At 73.1% G+C, this 16,642-nt stretch carries 18 protein-coding genes; 10 read left to right on the forward strand and 8 right to left on the reverse strand.

From position 1 onward, the window contains the following. Nucleotides 1–67 precede the first annotated feature (67 nt). Nucleotides 68–742, forward strand: coding sequence for a FadR/GntR family transcriptional regulator (locus ACFXHB_RS13735; protein ID WP_380574259.1), 675 nt, complete (start codon nt 68–70; stop codon nt 740–742). A gap of 125 nt (nt 743–867) precedes the next feature. Here ACFXHB_RS13735 and fabI read toward each other — a convergent pair whose 3' ends face one another. Both fabI and fabG read right to left on the reverse strand, forming a co-directional pair. Beyond that, nucleotides 868–1,635 (reverse strand): enoyl-ACP reductase FabI, encoded by a 768-nt coding sequence (gene fabI, locus ACFXHB_RS13740; RefSeq protein WP_380574260.1) that lies wholly within the window; start codon nt 1,633–1,635, stop codon nt 868–870. 2 nt (nt 1,636–1,637) lie between these two features. Further along, a complete protein-coding gene (gene fabG, locus ACFXHB_RS13745) occupies nt 1,638–2,357 on the reverse strand; it encodes a 3-oxoacyl-[acyl-carrier-protein] reductase (protein WP_380574261.1) in 720 nt (239 codons plus the stop codon). 359 nt (nt 2,358–2,716) lie between these two features. Between fabG and ACFXHB_RS13750 the strand changes: the two genes are divergently transcribed. The 6 genes from ACFXHB_RS13750 to ACFXHB_RS13775 all read left to right on the forward strand — a co-directional run bounded on the left by ACFXHB_RS13750 (nt 2,717) and on the right by ACFXHB_RS13775 (nt 8,541). Then, entirely contained in the window at nt 2,717–3,862 is a 1,146-nt protein-coding gene (locus ACFXHB_RS13750) for an MBL fold metallo-hydrolase (RefSeq protein ID WP_380574263.1), read from the forward strand. Nucleotides 3,863–4,001: 139 nt separating this feature from the next. Then, nucleotides 4,002–5,564, forward strand: coding sequence for a TldD/PmbA family protein (locus ACFXHB_RS13755; RefSeq protein ID WP_380574264.1), 1,563 nt, complete (start codon nt 4,002–4,004; stop codon nt 5,562–5,564). Next, nucleotides 5,564–6,961 carry a metallopeptidase TldD-related protein gene (locus ACFXHB_RS13760; protein WP_380574265.1) on the forward strand — a complete coding sequence of 466 codons (1,398 nt, stop codon included), beginning with the start codon at nt 5,564–5,566 and terminating at the stop codon, nt 6,959–6,961. Before ACFXHB_RS13755 ends, ACFXHB_RS13760 begins: the two co-directional genes overlap by 1 nt. A gap of 33 nt (nt 6,962–6,994) precedes the next feature. Next, nucleotides 6,995–7,543, forward strand: coding sequence for an RNA 2'-phosphotransferase (locus tag ACFXHB_RS13765; protein WP_380574266.1), 549 nt, complete (start codon nt 6,995–6,997; stop codon nt 7,541–7,543). Nucleotides 7,544–7,645: 102 nt separating this feature from the next. After that, complete coding sequence (locus ACFXHB_RS13770) at nt 7,646–8,029, forward strand: DUF3099 domain-containing protein (RefSeq protein WP_380574268.1); 384 nt, start codon at nt 7,646–7,648, stop codon at nt 8,027–8,029. Nucleotides 8,030–8,292: 263 nt separating this feature from the next. Next, the gene (locus ACFXHB_RS13775; protein WP_380574269.1) at nt 8,293–8,541 is read left to right on the forward strand and encodes a hypothetical protein; all 249 of its coding nucleotides are present in this window, start codon (nt 8,293–8,295) and stop codon (nt 8,539–8,541) included. Between the two features lie 40 nt (nt 8,542–8,581). Here ACFXHB_RS13775 and moaA read toward each other — a convergent pair whose 3' ends face one another. From moaA to ACFXHB_RS13795, 4 genes are all read right to left on the reverse strand, one after another. Beyond that, the gene (moaA, locus tag ACFXHB_RS13780; protein ID WP_380574271.1) at nt 8,582–9,571 is read right to left on the reverse strand and encodes a GTP 3',8-cyclase MoaA; all 990 of its coding nucleotides are present in this window, start codon (nt 9,569–9,571) and stop codon (nt 8,582–8,584) included. Nucleotides 9,572–9,664: 93 nt separating this feature from the next. Continuing rightward, complete coding sequence (locus tag ACFXHB_RS13785; protein ID WP_380574272.1) at nt 9,665–11,275, reverse strand: cation acetate symporter; 1,611 nt, start codon at nt 11,273–11,275, stop codon at nt 9,665–9,667. Further along, nucleotides 11,272–11,628: a DUF485 domain-containing protein gene (locus tag ACFXHB_RS13790; protein ID WP_380574273.1), complete on the reverse strand. Its 357-nt coding sequence runs from the start codon at nt 11,626–11,628 to the stop codon at nt 11,272–11,274. The genes ACFXHB_RS13785 and ACFXHB_RS13790 overlap by 4 nt, the downstream gene beginning before the upstream one ends. Nucleotides 11,629–11,879: 251 nt before the next feature. Beyond that, complete coding sequence (locus ACFXHB_RS13795) at nt 11,880–12,923, reverse strand: zinc-dependent alcohol dehydrogenase family protein (protein ID WP_380574274.1); 1,044 nt, start codon at nt 12,921–12,923, stop codon at nt 11,880–11,882. Between the two features lie 158 nt (nt 12,924–13,081). Here ACFXHB_RS13795 and ACFXHB_RS13800 point away from each other — a divergent pair, with 158 nt between their 5' ends. After that, the gene (locus ACFXHB_RS13800; RefSeq protein ID WP_380574276.1) at nt 13,082–14,077 is read left to right on the forward strand and encodes a DEDDh family exonuclease; all 996 of its coding nucleotides are present in this window, start codon (nt 13,082–13,084) and stop codon (nt 14,075–14,077) included. A 31-nt stretch (nt 14,078–14,108) separates the two neighbouring features. Beyond that, nucleotides 14,109–14,903, forward strand: coding sequence for an SURF1 family protein (locus ACFXHB_RS13805; RefSeq protein WP_380574278.1), 795 nt, complete (start codon nt 14,109–14,111; stop codon nt 14,901–14,903). Between the two features lie 18 nt (nt 14,904–14,921). Here the strand turns inward: ACFXHB_RS13805 and ACFXHB_RS13810 are convergent, their stop codons facing one another. Both ACFXHB_RS13810 and ACFXHB_RS13815 read right to left on the reverse strand, forming a co-directional pair. After that, nucleotides 14,922–15,254 (reverse strand): thioredoxin family protein, encoded by a 333-nt coding sequence (locus ACFXHB_RS13810; RefSeq protein WP_380574280.1) that lies wholly within the window; start codon nt 15,252–15,254, stop codon nt 14,922–14,924. Then, complete coding sequence (locus ACFXHB_RS13815; protein WP_380574281.1) at nt 15,255–15,680, reverse strand: MerR family transcriptional regulator; 426 nt, start codon at nt 15,678–15,680, stop codon at nt 15,255–15,257. A 187-nt stretch (nt 15,681–15,867) separates the two neighbouring features. On the opposite strand from ACFXHB_RS13815, the gene ACFXHB_RS13820 reads away from it, so the two are divergent. Then, nucleotides 15,868–16,635, forward strand: coding sequence for an SDR family oxidoreductase (locus ACFXHB_RS13820; RefSeq protein WP_380574282.1), 768 nt, complete (start codon nt 15,868–15,870; stop codon nt 16,633–16,635). Nucleotides 16,636–16,642 lie beyond the last annotated feature (7 nt).

Raw genomic sequence — 16,642 nt, forward strand, 5'->3', positions numbered from 1 at the left:
CGCCCGAAGCCGACCCACCCGCCGGCCGACGCCCCCACCGCCGACCCGAAGCCGCAAGGAGCCCCCCGTGGCGCTGTCCTCTCCGAGGCGCACCCCACTGTCCGACCAGGTGATCGCGCAGCTGCGCGCCCAGATCACCTCGGGCGAATGGCCCGTCGGCTCACGCATCCCGACCGAGGCCGCGCTGGTCGAGCAGCTCGGCGTCGCCCGCAACACCGTCCGCGAGGCGGTCCGCGCCCTGGCCCACAACGGGCTGCTGGACATCCGGCAGGGCTCGGGCACCTATGTGCTGGCCACCAGCGAGCTGGCCGGGGTCATGCACCGCCGCTTCGCCGACGCCGACCAGGCGCAGGTCGCCGAGCTGCGGGTCACCCTGGAGACCTCGGCGGCCGGTCTCGCCGCCACCCGCCGCACCGCGCGCGACCTCGCCCTGCTGGACGCCGCCCTGGCCCGCCGCGAGGACGCCTGGCGCTCCGGCGACGCCGAGGACTTCATCCAGGCCGACGCCGCCTTCCATCAGGCCGTGGTCGCCGCCGCCCACAACGACGTCCTGCTGGCCGTCTACGCCGACCTCGGCGAGGTCACCCGCGCCCACCTGAGGCACGACGTCGGCCCGGAGCTGATCGCGGAGCGCTACCTCGGCCACGACACGATCCTCGACGCGATCCGGGCCGGCGACCCCCAGCGCGCCTCGCTGGAGGCCGGGCGCGCGATCGGCGCCTGCACCCCGCCCGACGCCTGACCCCGGCCGGCGCCCGCGTCCCGGCCGGACGCGGGCGTCCGCGCGCACGCACGCGCGCCGACGGAAACGCCGCTGCCCGGCACCCCCTTCGAGGGAGTGCCGGGCAGCGGTGTGCGCGGGAGGCGTCAGGCGCCGATGGCGTGCAGGCCGCCGTCCACGTGGACGATCTCGCCGGTGGTCTTCGGGAACCAGTCCGAGAGCAGGGCGACGACACCGCGGCCGGCCGGCTCCGGGTCGGCCAGGTCCCACTTCAGCGGGGAGCGGGTGTCCCAGGTGGCGGCGAGGTCGGCGAAGCCCGGGATGGACTTGGCGGCCATCGAGCCGATCGGGCCGGCCGACACCAGGTTGACCCGGATGTTGCGGCTGCCGAGGTCACGGGCCATGTAGCGGGAGGTGGCCTCCAGCGCGGCCTTGGCCGGGCCCATCCAGTCGTACTTCGGCCAGGCGAACTGCGCGTCGAAGGTCAGACCGACGACCGAGCCGCCGTCCTGCATCAGCGGCAGCAGCGCCGTGGTGAGCGACTTCAGCGAGAACGCCGAGACGTGCATGGCGGTCGCCACGGACTCCCACGGCGTGTTCAGGAAGTTGCCGCCCAGGGCGTCCTGCGGGGCGAAGCCGATCGAGTGGACGATGCCGTCCAGGGTCGGCAGGTGCTCACGGACCTGGTCGGCGATGCCGGCCAGCTGCTCCTCGCTGGAGACGTCCAGCTCCAGCACCTTGACCGGCTTCGGCAGCTTCCTGGCGATCCGCTCGGTGAGGCTGGGCCGGGGGAACGCGGTGAGGATGATCTCCGCGCCCTGCTCCTGCGCGAGCTTCGCGGTGTGGAAGGCGATGGAGGACTCCATCAGCACTCCGGTGATCAGGATCCGCTTGCCCTCAAGGATTCCACTCATGCTCAGTGACCCATGCCCAATCCGCCGTCGACGGGAATGACGGCTCCGGTGATGTACGCGGCCTCGTCCGAACCGAGGAACCGCACGGTGTTGGCGACCTCGGCGGGCGCCGCGTAGCGGCCCAGCGGCACGCCCGAGACGATCTCCGCGCGGCGCTCGTCGCTGAGCACTGCGGTCATGTCGGTGTCGACGAAGCCGGGGGCGACCACGTTGACGGTGATGTTGCGCGGGCCCAGCTCGCGGGCCAGCGAGCGCGCGAAGCCGACCAGGCCGGCCTTGGAGGCGGCGTAGTTGGCCTGGCCCGGAGAGCCCGAGAGGCCGACCACCGAGGAGATCAGCACGACCCGGCCCTTGCGCGCGCGCATCATCAGCTTGGAGGCGCGCTTGACCACCCGGAACGTGCCGGTCAGGTTGGTGTCGACGACGGAGGTGAAGTCCTCCTCGGACATCCGCAGCAGCAGGGTGTCGTGGGTGATGCCCGCGTTGGCGACCAGCACCTCGACCCCGCCGTGGGCGGCCTCGACCTCGGTGAACGCCGCGTCGACCTGCGCGCTGTCCGTGATGTCGCAGCGCACCGCGAGCACGTCGTACTTGGCCAGCTCGGCGGGTACCTCACCCGAGCGGCTGGTGATGGCGACCTTGTCGCCCGCCTCGGCGAAGGCCAGGGCGATCGCGAGGCCGATGCCCCGGTTTCCTCCGGTGACGAGAACCGAGCGGCTCAACGATCCACCTCTCTCCGTAGGGTGCGCGCACGCGGAATGAGCACGCAGTGTGACGCTATCGGTCGTCCCGGGGCGGCGACGAATCGAGCTCCCACAGCGCCTCACCGAAGGAACTGTCGCAATCCAACAATCCGCGCCGGGACCGCTCCCACCCGATCCGCACCCGACCCGCACCCCGTCCCCACCGGCCCCGGCCTACCCTTGTGGCGTCCACTGCGGCGGTTCTCCGGGAACAACGCGACGGGGTGCACCCGTTGCCCCCGTGGTGCGGGACAACCGGGGCCGGCCGTACCGATTCCTGGACGGGCCCCGGCGCGCGGGGCCCGGCGGCCACGGCGACGAGCGAAGGCAGAGCACGGATGAGCGAGGCACAGCCCGGTACCACCCACCGGCGGGGACGACTGCTGGCCCTGGCCGCACTGGCGGCCGGCGCGGGAGCGGCCGCCTGGTCACTGCGCGACCTGCCGGCGGCCTTCGGACGACGGCCGGACGCCGCCCGCGAGGCCCGGGTGCGGAACTCCCCGCAGTACCGGGACGGCGTCTTCCACAACGCGCCGTCCACGCTGGCCCGGGCCAAGTCCGCGCCCGACATCGACCGGGACACCGTGCGCCGGATGCTGTTCGAGCGCGAGGGCCGGGTGCCCGCCAACCCGGTCCCCACCGTCCGCCCGGCCGGCGGACCGCGCCCGGCCGCCGAGGGCGTGGAGATCACCTGGTACGGCCACGCCTCCGCGCTGGTCGAGATCGAGGGCACCCGGGTCCTGCTCGACCCGGTCTGGAGCGACCGCTGCTCCCCCGCGGCGCACATCGGCCCCAAGCGTCTGCACCCGGTGCCGGTGGAGCTGGAGGAGCTGCCGCAGGTCGACGCGGTGCTGATCTCGCACGACCACTACGACCACTTGGACATGGCGACGGTCAAGCGGCTGGTCCGCAGCCAGTCCGCGCCGTTCGCGGTGCCGCTGGGCATCGGCGGCCACCTGCGCCGCTGGGGCGTCCCGGAGCACCGGATCATCGAGCTGGACTGGGACGAGACCTGCACGCTCGGCGAGCTGGCCGTCACCCTCACCTCCGCCCACCACTTCTCCGGACGCGGCCTGACCCGCAACACCACGCTCTGGGGCTCCTGGGTGATCGCCGGGCCGACCCGCAAGGTCTTCTACACCGGGGACTCCGGCTACTTCGAGGGCTACGCGCGGATCGGCGAGCAGCACGGCCCGTTCGACGCCGCGCTGGTGCAGATCGGCGCCTACGACACCGCCTGGGCCGACATCCACATGACGCCGGAGGACGCCGTCCTCGCGCACCGTGAACTGAACGCCGGTCTGCTGCTGCCCGTCCACTGGTGCACGTTCAACCTGGGCCTGCACCCGTGGGCCGAGCCGATCGAGCGGCTGCTGGCCGAGGCCAAGGCGCAGGCCGTCCCGCTCGCGGTGCCGCGCCCCGGCGAGCGGGTGGACGTCGACAACCCGCCGGAGCTGGACGGCTGGTGGGAGACGGTCGGCTGACCGGCCCGCCCCCGCTCGCGGGCCGCCGCGTGTCACCACCGGAATGCGCTGGCCCAATCCCCCCGAACGGGACATGATGCCGTGCGGGTACCCCGGTCCGGAGTACCCGCACCGTCATCCCCCCGACCAGGGAGCCCGCTTGCCTCCGAAGCCCCCGACCAGCGGTTCCGGCGCCCCGCACGGACGCGCCGTCGACCCGCTGTTCCTCGCCTACCCGCTGCGCGCCCTGGCCGACGCGGCACTCACCCGCGCGCGGGAACTCGGCGTCGAGCACGCCGACTTCCGCCTGGAGCGGGTCCGCAGCGCGTCCTGGCGACTGCGCGACGCCCGCCCGGCCGGCACCTCCGACAGCGTCCAGCTCGGCTTCGCCGTCCGGGTCCTGCTGGACGGCGCCTGGGGCTTCGCCGCCGGGGTCGACCTCACCGCGGCCGCGGCCGCGCGCGTCGCCGAACAGGCCGTCTCGGTGGCCCGGCTCTCCGGCGGGATCAGCCGGGCGGCCGGGTCGAAGGAGCGCGTCGAGCTGGCGGACGAGCCGGTCCACCCGGACGCCACCTGGGTCTCCGCGTACGAGGTGAACCCCTTCGACGTGCCCGACGCGGAGAAGACGGCGCTGCTCGCCGACTGGAGCGCGCGGCTGCTGTCCGCCGAGGGCGTCTCGCACGTCCAGGCCAGCCTGCTGACGGTGCAGGAGAACAAGTTCTACGCCGACACCGCCGGCACCGTCACCACCCAGCAGCGGATCCGGCTGCACCCCTCGCTGGAGGCCACCTCGGTGGACGAGCGCACCGGGGCCTTCGACTCGATGCGCACGCTGGCCCCGCCGGCCGGGCGCGGCTTCGAGTACCTGCGCGGCACCGGCTGGGACTGGGACGCCGAACTGGCCGAGCTGCCGTCCCTGCTGGCGGAGAAGATGCGGGCGCCGAGCGTCGAACCGGGCCGCTACGACCTGGTGATCGACCCGTCCAACCTCTGGCTGACCATCCACGAGTCGATCGGCCACGCCACCGAGCTGGACCGCGCGCTCGGCTACGAGGCCGCCTACGCCGGCACCTCGTTCGCCACCTTCGACCAGCTGGGCTCGCTGCGCTACGGCTCCGAGCTGATGCACGTCACCGGGGACCGCACCGCCGAGCACGGCCTCTCGACGATCGGCTACGACGACGAGGGCGTCGCCACCGGGTCCTGGGACCTCGTCAAGGACGGGGTGCTGGTGGGCTACCAGCTCGACCGGGGGATGGCCCGGCTCAAGGGCTTCGACCGCTCCAACGGCTGCGCCTTCGCCGACTCCCCCGCGCACGTCCCGGTCCAGCGGATGGCCAACGTCTCGCTCCAGCCGGCCGCCGACGGCCCCGACACCGAGGGCCTGTTCGCGGGCGTGGAGAACGGCCTGTACATCGTCGGCGACCGCTCCTGGTCGATCGACATGCAGCGCTACAACTTCCAGTTCACCGGCCAGCGCGCCTACGCCATCCGCGACGGCGAACTCGCCGGTCAGGTCAAGGACTTCGCCTACCAGGCCACCACCACCGACTTCTGGGGCTCGATGGCGGCCGTCGGCGGCCCGCAGACCTACGTCCTCGGCGGGGCCTTCAACTGCGGCAAGGCGCAGCCCGGCCAGGTCGCGGCGGTCAGCCACGGCTGCCCCTCCGCGCTGTTCCGCAACGTCAACGTGCTCAACACCCAGCAGGAGGCGGGTCACTGATGACCGCGATGCAGCCCCACGAACTCGTCGAACTGGCGCTCGGCCTCTCCCGCGCCGACGGCTGCGTGGTGATCGCCGACGAGGAGTCGACCGCCAACCTGCGCTGGGCCGGCAACGCGCTCACCACCAACGGGGTGACCAGGGGCCGCCGGCTCACCGTGATCGCCACGGTGGCGGGCGCCGAGGGCACCGCCTCCGGCGTGGTCTCGCGCGAGGCCGTCACCCCGGACGAGGTGGAGGACCTGGTGCGGGCCGCCGAGCAGGCCGCCCTGGCGGCCGGTCCGGCCGAGGACGCGCAGCCGCTGGTGGCCGCCCGGCCGGCCTCGCCCGACTTCGGCGAGCCGCCGGCCGAGACCTCGATCGAGGTCTTCGCGGCCTTCGCGCCCGCCCTCGGCGAGGCCTTCGCCCGGGCCGCCGCCCAGGGCGAGCTGCTGTACGGGTTCGCCCGGCACGAGGTGGTCTCCAGCTATCTGGGCACCTCCACCGGCCTGCGGCTGCGCCACGACCAGCCGACCGGCACGGTCGAGCTGAACGCCAAGACGGCCGACCTGTCCGGTTCGGCCTGGGCCGGCGCCGCCACCCGGGACTTCGCCGACGTCGACGTCACCGACCTGCACACCCAACTGACCAAGCGGCTGGCCTGGGGCGCCCGGAAGGTCGACCTGCCGGCCGGCCGCTACGAGACGTTGCTGCCGCCCTCCGCGGTGGCCGACCTCATGGTCTACATGAGCTGGGAGATGGGCGGCCGGGACGCCGCCGAGGGCCGGACGGTCTTCTCCCGGACCGGCGGCGGCACCCGGATCGGCGACAAGCTGGCCCCGCTGCCGCTGACGCTGCGCTCCGACCCGGCCGCGCCGGGCCTGGAGGCGGCGCCGTTCGTGCTGACGCACTCCACCGGCGGGGACTCCTCGGTCTTCGACAACGGCCTGGAGCTCACCGCCACCGAGTGGATCCGCGAGGGCGAGCTGGCCGAGCTGGTCACCACCCGGCACTCCGCCGGGCTCACCGGCCTGCCGCTGCGGCCGGCGGTGGACAACCTCGTGCTGGAGACGGCCGACCAGGCCTCCGCGCCGACGCTGGACGAGATGATCGCCCGCACCGAGCGCGGACTGCTGGTCACCTGCCTCTGGTACATCCGCGAGGTGGACCCGGCGACCCTGCTGCTCACCGGCCTCACCCGGGACGGCGTGTACCTGGTCGAGAACGGCGAGGTGGTCGGCGCGGTGAACAACTTCCGGTTCAACGAGTCGCCGGTCGACCTGCTCGGCCGGGTCACCGAGGTGGGCCGCACCGAGCGCTGCCTGCCGCGCGAGTGGGGCGACTGGTTCACCCGGGCCGCGATGCCGCCGGTGCGGGTCGCGGGCTTCAACATGAGTTCGGTGAGCCAGGCTTCCTGAGCCCGGCGCACGGGGGACGAGGGATCGAGGGTCATGGACGAGAAGCGCACGGTCAGAACCAGCAAGCGGCTGTCCCGCGTCCTGCGGCACGAGCCCGAGCTGGTCGGGATCACCCTGGACGGGGCGGGCTGGGTCGAGGTGGACGTCCTGCTCGCCGCGCTGGCGGCCGCGGGCATCCGGCTGACCAGGGCCGAGCTGGACCACGTGGTGGCGACCAACAACAAGCGCCGCTTCGCCTACTCCGAGGACGGCCGCTCGATCCGGGCCAGCCAGGGACACACGGTGGCGGTCGACCTCGGTCTGGCCGCCACCGTGCCGCCGGCGCGGCTGTTCCACGGCACCGCCACCCGGAGCCTGGACGCGATATTCCGGGAGGGCCTGCGGCCGATGGCCCGCCGGGACGTCCATCTCTCGGCCGACACCGACACCGCGGTGCGCGTCGGCGCGCGGCACGGCCGCCCGGTGGTCCTGGTGGTGGACGCCGCCGCGATGGCGGCGGCCGGCCACGCCTTCCGGATCAGTGCCAACGGCGTCTGGCTGACCGACGCGGTACCGCCGGAGTACCTCTCCCGGCCGCGGTAGCCCGCGCCGCGCGCCCCCGGTCTCGTCGGCCGCCCCCGCGCGGCGTACCGTGAAGTGGCCGTGCGGCGAGGCGCGCGGGTGCGTGGACGAGGGCGGTAGGACATGGGCAAGAGCGCCGGCGGTGGACAGGTCCACCGGATCACGGGGGCACGCAGCAGCCTCACCGAGGACGTCCGGGGGCGGCAGCGCCGCTATGTGGCGTCGATGCTGCTCCGGACCGTCTGCGTGCTGCTCGCGGTGATCCTCTGGGACGTCCAGCGGGTGCTGGCGTTCGTCGCGCTGGCGGGCGCGGTGCTGCTGCCCTACTTCGCGGTGCTGATCGCCAATGCCGGTCGCGAGCGGGCCCCCGGGCTGCCGAGCACGTTCGACGTACCGCCGGACACCCCGCTGATGCTGGGCCCCGGTGGTAGGGGTGGGGCGGGTGGTTCAGCTGATGCCCCTGTGGCACAGAGCGTGCCCACCGATTCTTCACAGGGGCGGAACTGACTGTCCGTTCTGCGGGGCTTTCTGGCGACTCCCTCGACAGAAAGCTCAAAAGAACCTCAGATTAATCATGCAAGACCTCCCCATACCGGGGCCATGCCGTGACATACTGCGTACGCGCTCCGCATCCCCCGTCGGAGCGACGGACCGACGCCGGGCGGCTCCCCCCGTGGCTGCCCGGCGTCGCCATGCCCGGACCTTTCCGGCGTCCGGGGCCGTGACAGACTGGCGGTGCAGACACCCCGCCTATCGCTGAGGACGGCACCATGGAATCCCCGGGCTCCCCGCAGACGCGGACGCCGGTCTGCTCGGCCAAGGGCTGCCGGGCGGACGCCCAATGGGTGCTGGTCTGGAACAACCCGAAGCTGCACACCCCGGACCGCCGCAAGACCTGGGCGGCCTGCGAGGAGCACCGCGAGCACCTCTCCCAGTTCCTGGGCGTGCGCGGGTTCCTCAGGGAGGTCGTCGCCCTCGCCGACTGGACCCCGCAGGACGCGGACCTGCCCTCCCGCTAGCGCCGTCCTCGCCGGGCCGCGGGCCCGGTCACCGCGCGGGTCAGCCGCCGATCGCGGACATCGGCCGCTCGGGCTGGAGGAACTCCGGGGCGTCTATCCCGGCCCCCGCCTTCTTGCCCCACATCGCCGCGCGCCAGAGTTCGCCGAGTTCGGCGTCGCCCGCGCCCGAGCGCAGCGCGGTCCGCAGATCCGTCTCACCGGTCGCGAAGAGGCAGTTGCGGACCTGACCGTCGGCGGTCAGCCGGGTGCGGTCGCAGGCCCGGCAGAACGGGCGGGTGACCGAGGCGATCACGCCCACCCGGCCGGGGCCGCCGTCGACCAGCCAGCGCTCGGCCGGGGCGGCGCCGCGGCGGGCGGAGGGCTCGGGGGTGAGCGTGAACCGGGTGGAGAGCCGCTCCAGGATCTCCTCGGCGGTCACCATCGCGGAGCGGTCCCAGCCGTGCTGGGCGTCCAGCGGCATCTGCTCGATGAACCGCAGCTCGTAGCCGTGCTCCAGGCAGCGGGCCAGCAGCTCGGGTGCCTCGTGGTCGTTGACCCCGCGCATCAGCACGGCGTTCAGCTTGACCGGCGTCAGCCCGGCGGCCTCGGCGGCGGCCAGCCCGTCCAGCACGTCCTGGTGGCGGCGGCGGCGGGTGAGGGTGTGGAAGGTGTCCGGGTCGAGGGTGTCGAGCGACACGTTGACCCGGTCCAGCCCGGCGGCGCGCAGGGCCTCGGCGGTCCGGGCGAGGCCGATGCCGTTGGTGGTGAGGGAGAGTTCGGGGCGCGGTTCGAGGGCGGCGCAGGCGGCGACGATCCCGACCAGTCCGGGGCGCAGCAGCGGCTCGCCGCCGGTGAAGCGGACCTCCCGGACGCCGAGGTCGTGCACGGCGACGGTGACCAGCCGGACGATCTCCTCGTCGGTGAGCAGGTCGGGCTTGGCCAGCCACTGCAGGCCTTCTTCCGGCATGCAGTAGGTACAGCGCAGGTTGCACCGGTCGGTGAGGGAGACCCGCAGGTCGACGGCCTGCCGGCCGAAGGTGTCGAGCAGCACGGCGGTCCCTTCCGGTGGGGTTGCGGCCGGGAGAAGCGGCCGACCCGGCCTCCGCAACCGCGGGGCCGGGCCAGCTTAGTCATCATCCGCCCGTCAGTGGGCGCCCAGCCCGGTCAGCGAGCGGACCTCCAGTTCAGCGTACTTCGCCGGGTCGGCCTTCTCCTTGGAGAGCAGGGTGCCGATCCAGCCGGCCAGGAAGCCGATCGGGATGGAGACCAGTCCGGGGTTCTCCAGTGGGAACCAGTGGAAGTCGGAGTCCGGGAAGAGCGAGGTCTTGGCTCCGGAGACGACCGGCGAGAAGAGCACCAGCGTCACCGAGCTGATCAGACCGGCGTAGACGGAGCTGACCGCGCCGGTCGTCGTGAAGCGCTTCCAGAACAGCGAGTAGAGCAGCGTGGGCAGGTTGGCGGAGGCGGCCACCGCGAAGGCCAGGGCGACCAGGGCGGCGGTGTTGAGCTTGCCCGCGAAGAGACTGAGCACGATGGCGACCGCGCCGATCGCGACGGCGGCCCACTTCGCGGAGAGGATCTCCTCCTTCTCGCTCGCCTTGCCGCGCCGGATGACGTTGGCGTAGAGGTCGTGGGCGAAGGAGGCCGACGAGGCCAGGGTGAGGCCGGCCACGACGGCGAGGATGGTGGCGAAGGCCACCGCGGAGATCACCGCCAGCATGATCGCGCCGCCGGTCGTCCCCGCGCCGCCGCCGAGCTTCTCGGCGAGCTGCGGGGCGGCGGTGTTGCCGGCCGCGTTGGCCGCCTTGATCGCCTTGGGGCCGACCAGCGCGGCCGCGCCGAAGCCGAGCGCCAGCGTCATCAGGTAGAAGCCGCCGATGATGCCGATCGCCCAGAGCACGGACTTCCGGGCGGCCTTGGCGGTGGGCACGGTGTAGAAGCGGACCAGGATGTGCGGCAGTCCGGCGGTGCCGAGCACCAGCGCGATCCCGAGGCTGAGGAAGTCGAGCTTGGTCGTCCCGGTGGCCCCGTACTTCAGACCCGGTTCGAGGAAGGCGGCGCCCTTGCCGCTGGCGTCGGCGGCGGCGCCGAGCAGCGCGGAGGGGTTGAAGTGGTACTTGGCCAGCACCAGCACGGTCATCAGCGCGGTGCCCGCGATCAGCAGCACGGCCTTGACGATCTGGACCCAGGTGGTGCCCTTCATACCCCCTATCACCACGTAGATCACCATCAGCGCGCCGACGGCGACGATGGTCAGGCGCTTGGCGCCGTCCCCGCTGACGCCGAGCAGCAGGGCCACGAGCGTGCCGGCGCCGACCATCTGGGCGAGCAGGTAGAAGATCGACACCACGATGGTGGAGATGCCGGCCGCGGTCCGGACCGGGCGCTGCTTCATCCGGAAGGCCAGGACGTCCGCCATGGTGTAGCGGCCGGAGTTGCGCAGCGGTTCGGCGACCAGCAGCAGGGCGACCAGCCAGGCGACCAGGAAGCCGATCGAGTAGAGGAAGCCGTCGTAGCCGGAGAGCGCGATGGCGCCGGCGATGCCGAGGAAGGACGCGGCGGACATGTAGTCGCCGGAGATGGCCAGACCGTTCTGGAAGCCGGTGAAGCCGCGGCCGCCGGCGTAGAAGTCGGCGGCGCCCTTGGTCTGCCGACCGGCCCAGACGGTGATGCCGAGGGTGGCCAGGACGAAGAACCCGAACAGGGTCATCGTCAGACCGCGGTGCTCGGTGGCGGAGCTGGCGAGCAGGCTCATTCGGCGGCCTCCCGGGGGGCGTGGACCACGGCGCCCTGGGCTTCGCGGATCGCGGCGGCGGGCGGGTCGAGCCGCCGGTCCGCGTAGCGCGCGTACCAGGCCGCGATGGCGAAGGTGGTGACGAACTGCAGCAGCCCCAGCACCAGGGCGACGTTGATGTGCCCGACGACCTTGGTCCCCATGAGACCGGGGGCGTAGCCGGAGAGCAGGACGTAGAGCAGGTACCAGAGGACGAACCCGATGGTGACCGGGAACGCGAAGCTCCGGAAGGACCTTCGTAGGGTGCGGAACTCCTCGCCCTCTTCGATGAGTTGGACTTCGGTAGGGGCAGTGGTGATCGGCGGCGATTCCACGCTGTCTCCTCACTCCTTAGGCGTAGTGGTCGCACCAGTGGAACGATCGGACGTGAGGGGCGTCACAGTCCGGATGCGCGCCGCGCAATGCTAGGAGCGTCGTGCCCGCCCCGAAAGGGATTGACCGTGATCAGCCATTCGTTCACCCTCTCGCGCTAGTCGATTGGCCGAAAACCATCACTTCCGGACAACGGAGAGGGGCGGCACCGCTGTGCGGTACCGCCCCTGCCGGAGCCTGTGGTGACGATGCGTCAGAAGGTGATCCGCACCTTCAGCGCGGAGCGGTCGTCCATCGCCCGGTAGCCGTCCGGGACACCGTCCAGGTCGACGGTGCGGTCGAAGACCAGGCCGGGCTCGATGGCGCCGGAGAGGACGTCCTCCAGCAGCTCGGGGATGTACGCGCGGGCCGGGGCGACGCCCCCGTTGAGCGAAACGTTTCGGCCGAACATCTGGCCGATGTCGACGCCGGCGCTGCCGCCGTGCGGCACCCCGACGTAGCCGACCGCGCCGCCGTCACGGGTGATCGAGATCGCGGTGCGCATCGACTCCTCGGTGCCGACCGCCTCCAGGACGGCGTGCGCGCCCTGCCCGCCGGTCAGCTCCTTGACCGCCTCGATCGCGGCCTCGCCGCGCTCGGCGACCACGTCCGTCGCCCCGAAGCGCCGGGCCAGGTCGGTACGGGCGGTGTGCCGGCCGAGCGCGATGATCCGGCCCGCGCCGAGCCGGTGTGCCGCCAGTACGCCGCACAGGCCCACCGCGCCGTCGCCGACCACCGCGACGGTGGCGCCGGGGCGCACGCCCGCGGTGACCGCCGCGTGGTGGCCGGTGGCCATCACGTCGGAGAGGGCCAGCAGGTGGGGCAGCAGCTTGTCGTCGCCCGCCGCCTCCTTGGGCAGCCGCACCAGCGTGCCGTCGGCGAACGGGACGCGCACGGCCTCGCCCTGGCCGCCGTCCGAGCCGACCTGGCCCCAGAAGCCGCCGTGCGGGCAGGAGGTCTGCAGCCCTTCGCGACAGAAATCACAGGTGCCGTCCGACCAGACGAACGGCGCGACCACCAGGTCGCCCGGCCGCAGGTCGCGGACCTCGGTGCCGGTCTCCTCGACCACGCCGAGGAACTCGTGCCCGATCCGCTGCCCGGCCACCCGCTCCGCCACACCCCGGTAGGCCCAGAGGTCGCTGCCGCAGATGCAGGCGTTCAGCACGCGCACCACGGCGTCGGTCGGGTGTTGGATCACCGCGTCCGGCACCTCCTCGATCCGGATGTCGTTGGGGCCGTGGATCACGGTGGCGCGCATGGGGGTTCGTCCTTCGCAGAGACGGCCGCGTGGGGGTGTCGAGCGGCCGGGGAATATTCGACTGGGTGTACGACGAATACGCGTCCCACTCTATTCCGGCCGGTCGGTACGAACATTTCGACCGAGGTCGGCCGCGACGGCGCTTATTCTGTTTGACCATGCATGCGATCCAGCCCGAGACGAACGGCGCGCCGCGGACCGTCCCCGTCCCCGCCCAGCGCTCCGCCGCCCCCGACGAGGGGTTCGCGGTGGTCGACGTCGAGACCACCGGTCTCGGCCGCTCGGACCGCGTCATCTCGGCCGGCCTCTACCAGCTGGACGCCGACGGCGAGGTCACCGACCACTGGTACACGCTGGTCAACCCCGGGCGCGATCCCGGCCCGGTCTGGATCCACGGCCTCACCGGCGACCTGCTGGCGGGCGCGCCGACCTTCCCGGAGATCGCCGAGGAGTTCGCCGAGCGGCTTCGCGGCCGGATCATGGTCGCCCACAACGCGCTGTTCGACTGGAACATGATCTCCCGCGAGTTCTCCCGGGCCGGCCTGCGCGCCCCGGTGGACCAGCGGATCTGCACCATGGTCCTCTCCCGCGACCTGCGGCTGCCGCTGCCCAACGGCAAGCTGTCCTCGCTGGCCGGGTACTTCGGTGTCAGCCAGCGCCAGGCGCACAACGCCCTGGACGACGCCCGGGTGCTCGCCGAGGCGTTCCGCCCCAGCCTGCACCTGGCCCGCTCGGGGGGCGTCCCGCTGCCGCTGCAGACCTGCGTGGCCGTCACCGACCTCGGCGAGGAGGAGCCCGCCTCCCCCGGCCGCGCCTCCTGGACCGGCTCCGCCTACCGGCAGGCCCGCAAGCGCCCGCCGTGCCCGTACCCGAACCCGGGGCGCTGGGAGGACGGCAAGCCGCTGGTGCAGGGCATGCGGGTGGCGTTCACCGGCGACACCGCGACCGACCGCGAGCTGCTGGAGGACCGCGCGGTGGAGGCCGGACTGCACATCGCCTCCTCGGTGAGCAGGCTCACCAGCCTGCTGGTCACCAACGAACCCGGCGCCTGGAGCGGCAAGGCCCGCAAGGCCCGCGAGGTCGGCACCCCGGTGGTCGGCGAGGACGCCTTCCTCCAACTGCTGCGCGAGGTCGCGCCGCACCCCGGTGCGTGAGCCGGGTGTGAGGTGGGCGTACCGTGCCCATGTGTACCGTTTTCTGCTCTCCCGGCGCTGGCTGATCACGCTGCTGATCGCCCTGCTGATGATCCCCGCCACCATCCGGCTGGGGTTCTGGCAGCTGCACCGCCACGAGGCGCGGGTGGCCCGCAACGAGCTGATCGCGCACGCCCTCACCGACCACCCGGTCCCGTTCGACACGCTGTCGGCCGCGCCCGGCACCCCGGTCGCCAAGGACCTGACCTGGCGCGCGGTGACGGCCACCGGGCAGTACGACCCGGAGCACGAGTTCGTGGTCCGCAAGCGGACCAACTCGGAGGAGAAGGTCGGCTACTTCGTCGTCACACCGCTCAGGCTCTCCGACGGCCGGGGCACCGTCCTGGTCAACCGCGGCTGGGTGGCCTCCGGTGAGTCCGCCACCACCTACCCGGCGGTGCCGGCGGCGCCGGCCGGGGAGGTCACCCTGGCCGGCCGCCTGCGCCCGGACGAGGTCGCGTCCGGCAGCGTCCGGGACCGGGCCGGCCTGCCGGACCGGCAGTTCAACCTGATCAGCAGCGACCAGCAGACCAAGGAGAGCGGCGTCCCCCTGCTCGGCGGCTACCTGGAGCTCACCGCCACCACCCCGGCCCCGGCCGACCAGCCCGAGATGCTCCCCGAGCCCAACCACTCCGACATCGGCCCGCACATGGCGTACGCGATCCAGTGGTGGCTGTTCACGGCGATGATCCCGGTCGGGTTCTGGGTCATGGTCCGCCGCGAGGCCAAGGACCGCGCCAAGGAGGCCGCCGAGGCCGAGGTGGAGCGGGAAGCCGTCCCCGCGTAGTCGCGGACGTGCCGCGAGCTACAGGACGTCCTCCAGCTCGCGCAGCAGCCGCACCTTGGCCCGGGCGCCGACCATGGACTTCACCGGCTCACCGCCCCGGAAGAGCATCAGCGTCGGCATCGACAGGACCCCGTACGCGGCCTGGGTCTGCGGATTGTGGTCCACGTCCACGGTGACCACGGTGAGCCGGTGCGCCTCCTCCTTCGCGATGTCGGCCAGGACCGGCACCATCTGGCGGCACGGAGGACACCAGTCCGCCGTGAACTCCACCAGGACCGGCCCGTCGGCCGCCAGTACCTCGGTCGCGAACGTGTCGTCCGTGACCTCCGGAACCCCAGCGATCTTCCCCATTTACCGCTCCTCCCACTCGACTGCCAACTCACACTGCGGCGTCTGCCAGGCGGCCTCGGCCGCCAGTTCGTCACGGGCCTGCTCGGCCCGGGCGAACTGTTCGGCCACCTGCGTACGGACCTCCTGGAGCCGGGCCACGCACTCGTCCAGCTCGGCCAGCTTGCGCCGGTAGACCTCCAACGAGGCGGGGCAGGAGTCCCCCTCCGGGTGGCCCGCCCGCAGGCACTCCACGAACGGGCGGGTCTCCTCCAGCTCGAAGCCGAAGTCCTGGAGCGTGCGGATCTGCTTCAGCAGCCGCAGATCGTCCTCGCCGTACGCGCGGTAGCCGTTGCCCGCCCGGCGGGCGGGCAGGAGTCCGAGCTGCTCGTAGTAGCGCAGCGCCCGGGTGGTCGTCCCCGCCCGCTCCGCCAGCTCACCGATCCGCATGACCGCACCATTCCTTCCGGCCGCCGTTCGAACGCCGTCGGGTACGACGGTAGACCTTGACGCGGGCGTCAAGGCCAGCGCACCGACACGGTCGGCCGAAACTCGCCGGTACCGGCACCGCGCCGGCCGGACCCGCCGCACCCCGCGCCCTACCCCGGCGCTCCCCCGACCCGGCAGGATGGGAGCCATGGATCTTGGACTGAAGGACACGGTGTACGTGGTCACCGGCGCCACCCGGGGCCTCGGCCTCGCGGCCGCCCGGGAGCTGGCCGCCGACGGCGCCCGGGTGCTGGTCAGCGGCCGGAGCAAGGAGTCCGTCGACGCGGCGGTGGCCGAGCTCGACGCCCTCGGCGGCGGCACGGCGCACGGCCTGGTGGCCGACAACGCGGACCCGGAGACCGCCGGGCGGCTGATCACCGAGGCGGTGGAGCGCTTCGGGCGGCTGGACGGCGTGCTGATCAGCGTCGGCGGCCCGCCGGCCGGCCCGGTGAGCACCGCTCCCGAGGAGGCCTGGCGCGGCGCCTTCGAGTCGGTCTTCCTGGGCGCCCTGCGGCTCGCCCGGGCCGCCGCCGAGGCGCTCGGCCAGGGCGGCGTGATCGGCTTCGTGCTCTCCGGCTCGGTCCGCGAGCCCATCGCCGGCCTCGGCGTCTCCAACGGTCTGCGGCCCGGCCTGGCGATGGCCGCCAAGTCGCTCGCCGACGAGCTGGGCCCGCGCGGGATCCGGGTGGTCGGCCTGCTCCCGGCCAGGATCGACACCGACCGGGTCCGCGAACTGGACGCCCTGGGCGGCGACGCCGCGGCCGCCAAGGCCCGCAACAGCGCCACCATCCCGCTCGGCCGCTACGGCACCCCGGCGGAGTTCGGGAAGGTCGCGGCCTTCGCGCTCTCCCCCGCCGCCTCCTATCTGACCGGGGTGATGATCCCGGTCGACGGCGGCGCCCTGCGCGGGCTCTGACCCACCG

It is taken from the genome of Kitasatospora sp. NPDC059327 (genome assembly GCF_042752535.1).
Taxonomy (GTDB): Bacteria; Actinomycetota; Actinomycetes; order Streptomycetales; family Streptomycetaceae; genus Kitasatospora.

What these genes read in the sequence shown, in the direction of transcription:
- fabI (WP_380574260.1), bottom strand. Translation starts at nt 1,635, where the DNA reads ATGAGTGGAATCCTTGAGGGCAAGCGGATCCTGATCACCGGAGTGCTG.
- ACFXHB_RS13785 (WP_380574272.1), bottom strand. Translation starts at nt 11,275, where the DNA reads ATGAGCCTGCTCGCCAGCTCCGCCACCGAGCACCGCGGTCTGACGATG.
- ACFXHB_RS13760 (WP_380574265.1), top strand. Translation starts at nt 5,564, where the DNA reads ATGACCGCGATGCAGCCCCACGAACTCGTCGAACTGGCGCTCGGCCTC.
- ACFXHB_RS13750 (WP_380574263.1), top strand. Translation starts at nt 2,717, where the DNA reads ATGAGCGAGGCACAGCCCGGTACCACCCACCGGCGGGGACGACTGCTG.
- ACFXHB_RS13820 (WP_380574282.1), top strand. Translation starts at nt 15,868, where the DNA reads ATGGATCTTGGACTGAAGGACACGGTGTACGTGGTCACCGGCGCCACC.
- ACFXHB_RS13810 (WP_380574280.1), bottom strand. Translation starts at nt 15,254, where the DNA reads ATGGGGAAGATCGCTGGGGTTCCGGAGGTCACGGACGACACGTTCGCG.
- ACFXHB_RS13775 (WP_380574269.1), top strand. Translation starts at nt 8,293, where the DNA reads ATGGAATCCCCGGGCTCCCCGCAGACGCGGACGCCGGTCTGCTCGGCC.
- ACFXHB_RS13765 (WP_380574266.1), top strand. Translation starts at nt 6,995, where the DNA reads ATGGACGAGAAGCGCACGGTCAGAACCAGCAAGCGGCTGTCCCGCGTC.
- ACFXHB_RS13815 (WP_380574281.1), bottom strand. Translation starts at nt 15,680, where the DNA reads ATGCGGATCGGTGAGCTGGCGGAGCGGGCGGGGACGACCACCCGGGCG.
- ACFXHB_RS13795 (WP_380574274.1), bottom strand. Translation starts at nt 12,923, where the DNA reads ATGCGCGCCACCGTGATCCACGGCCCCAACGACATCCGGATCGAGGAG.
- ACFXHB_RS13800 (WP_380574276.1), top strand. Translation starts at nt 13,082, where the DNA reads ATGCATGCGATCCAGCCCGAGACGAACGGCGCGCCGCGGACCGTCCCC.
- ACFXHB_RS13770 (WP_380574268.1), top strand. Translation starts at nt 7,646, where the DNA reads ATGGGCAAGAGCGCCGGCGGTGGACAGGTCCACCGGATCACGGGGGCA.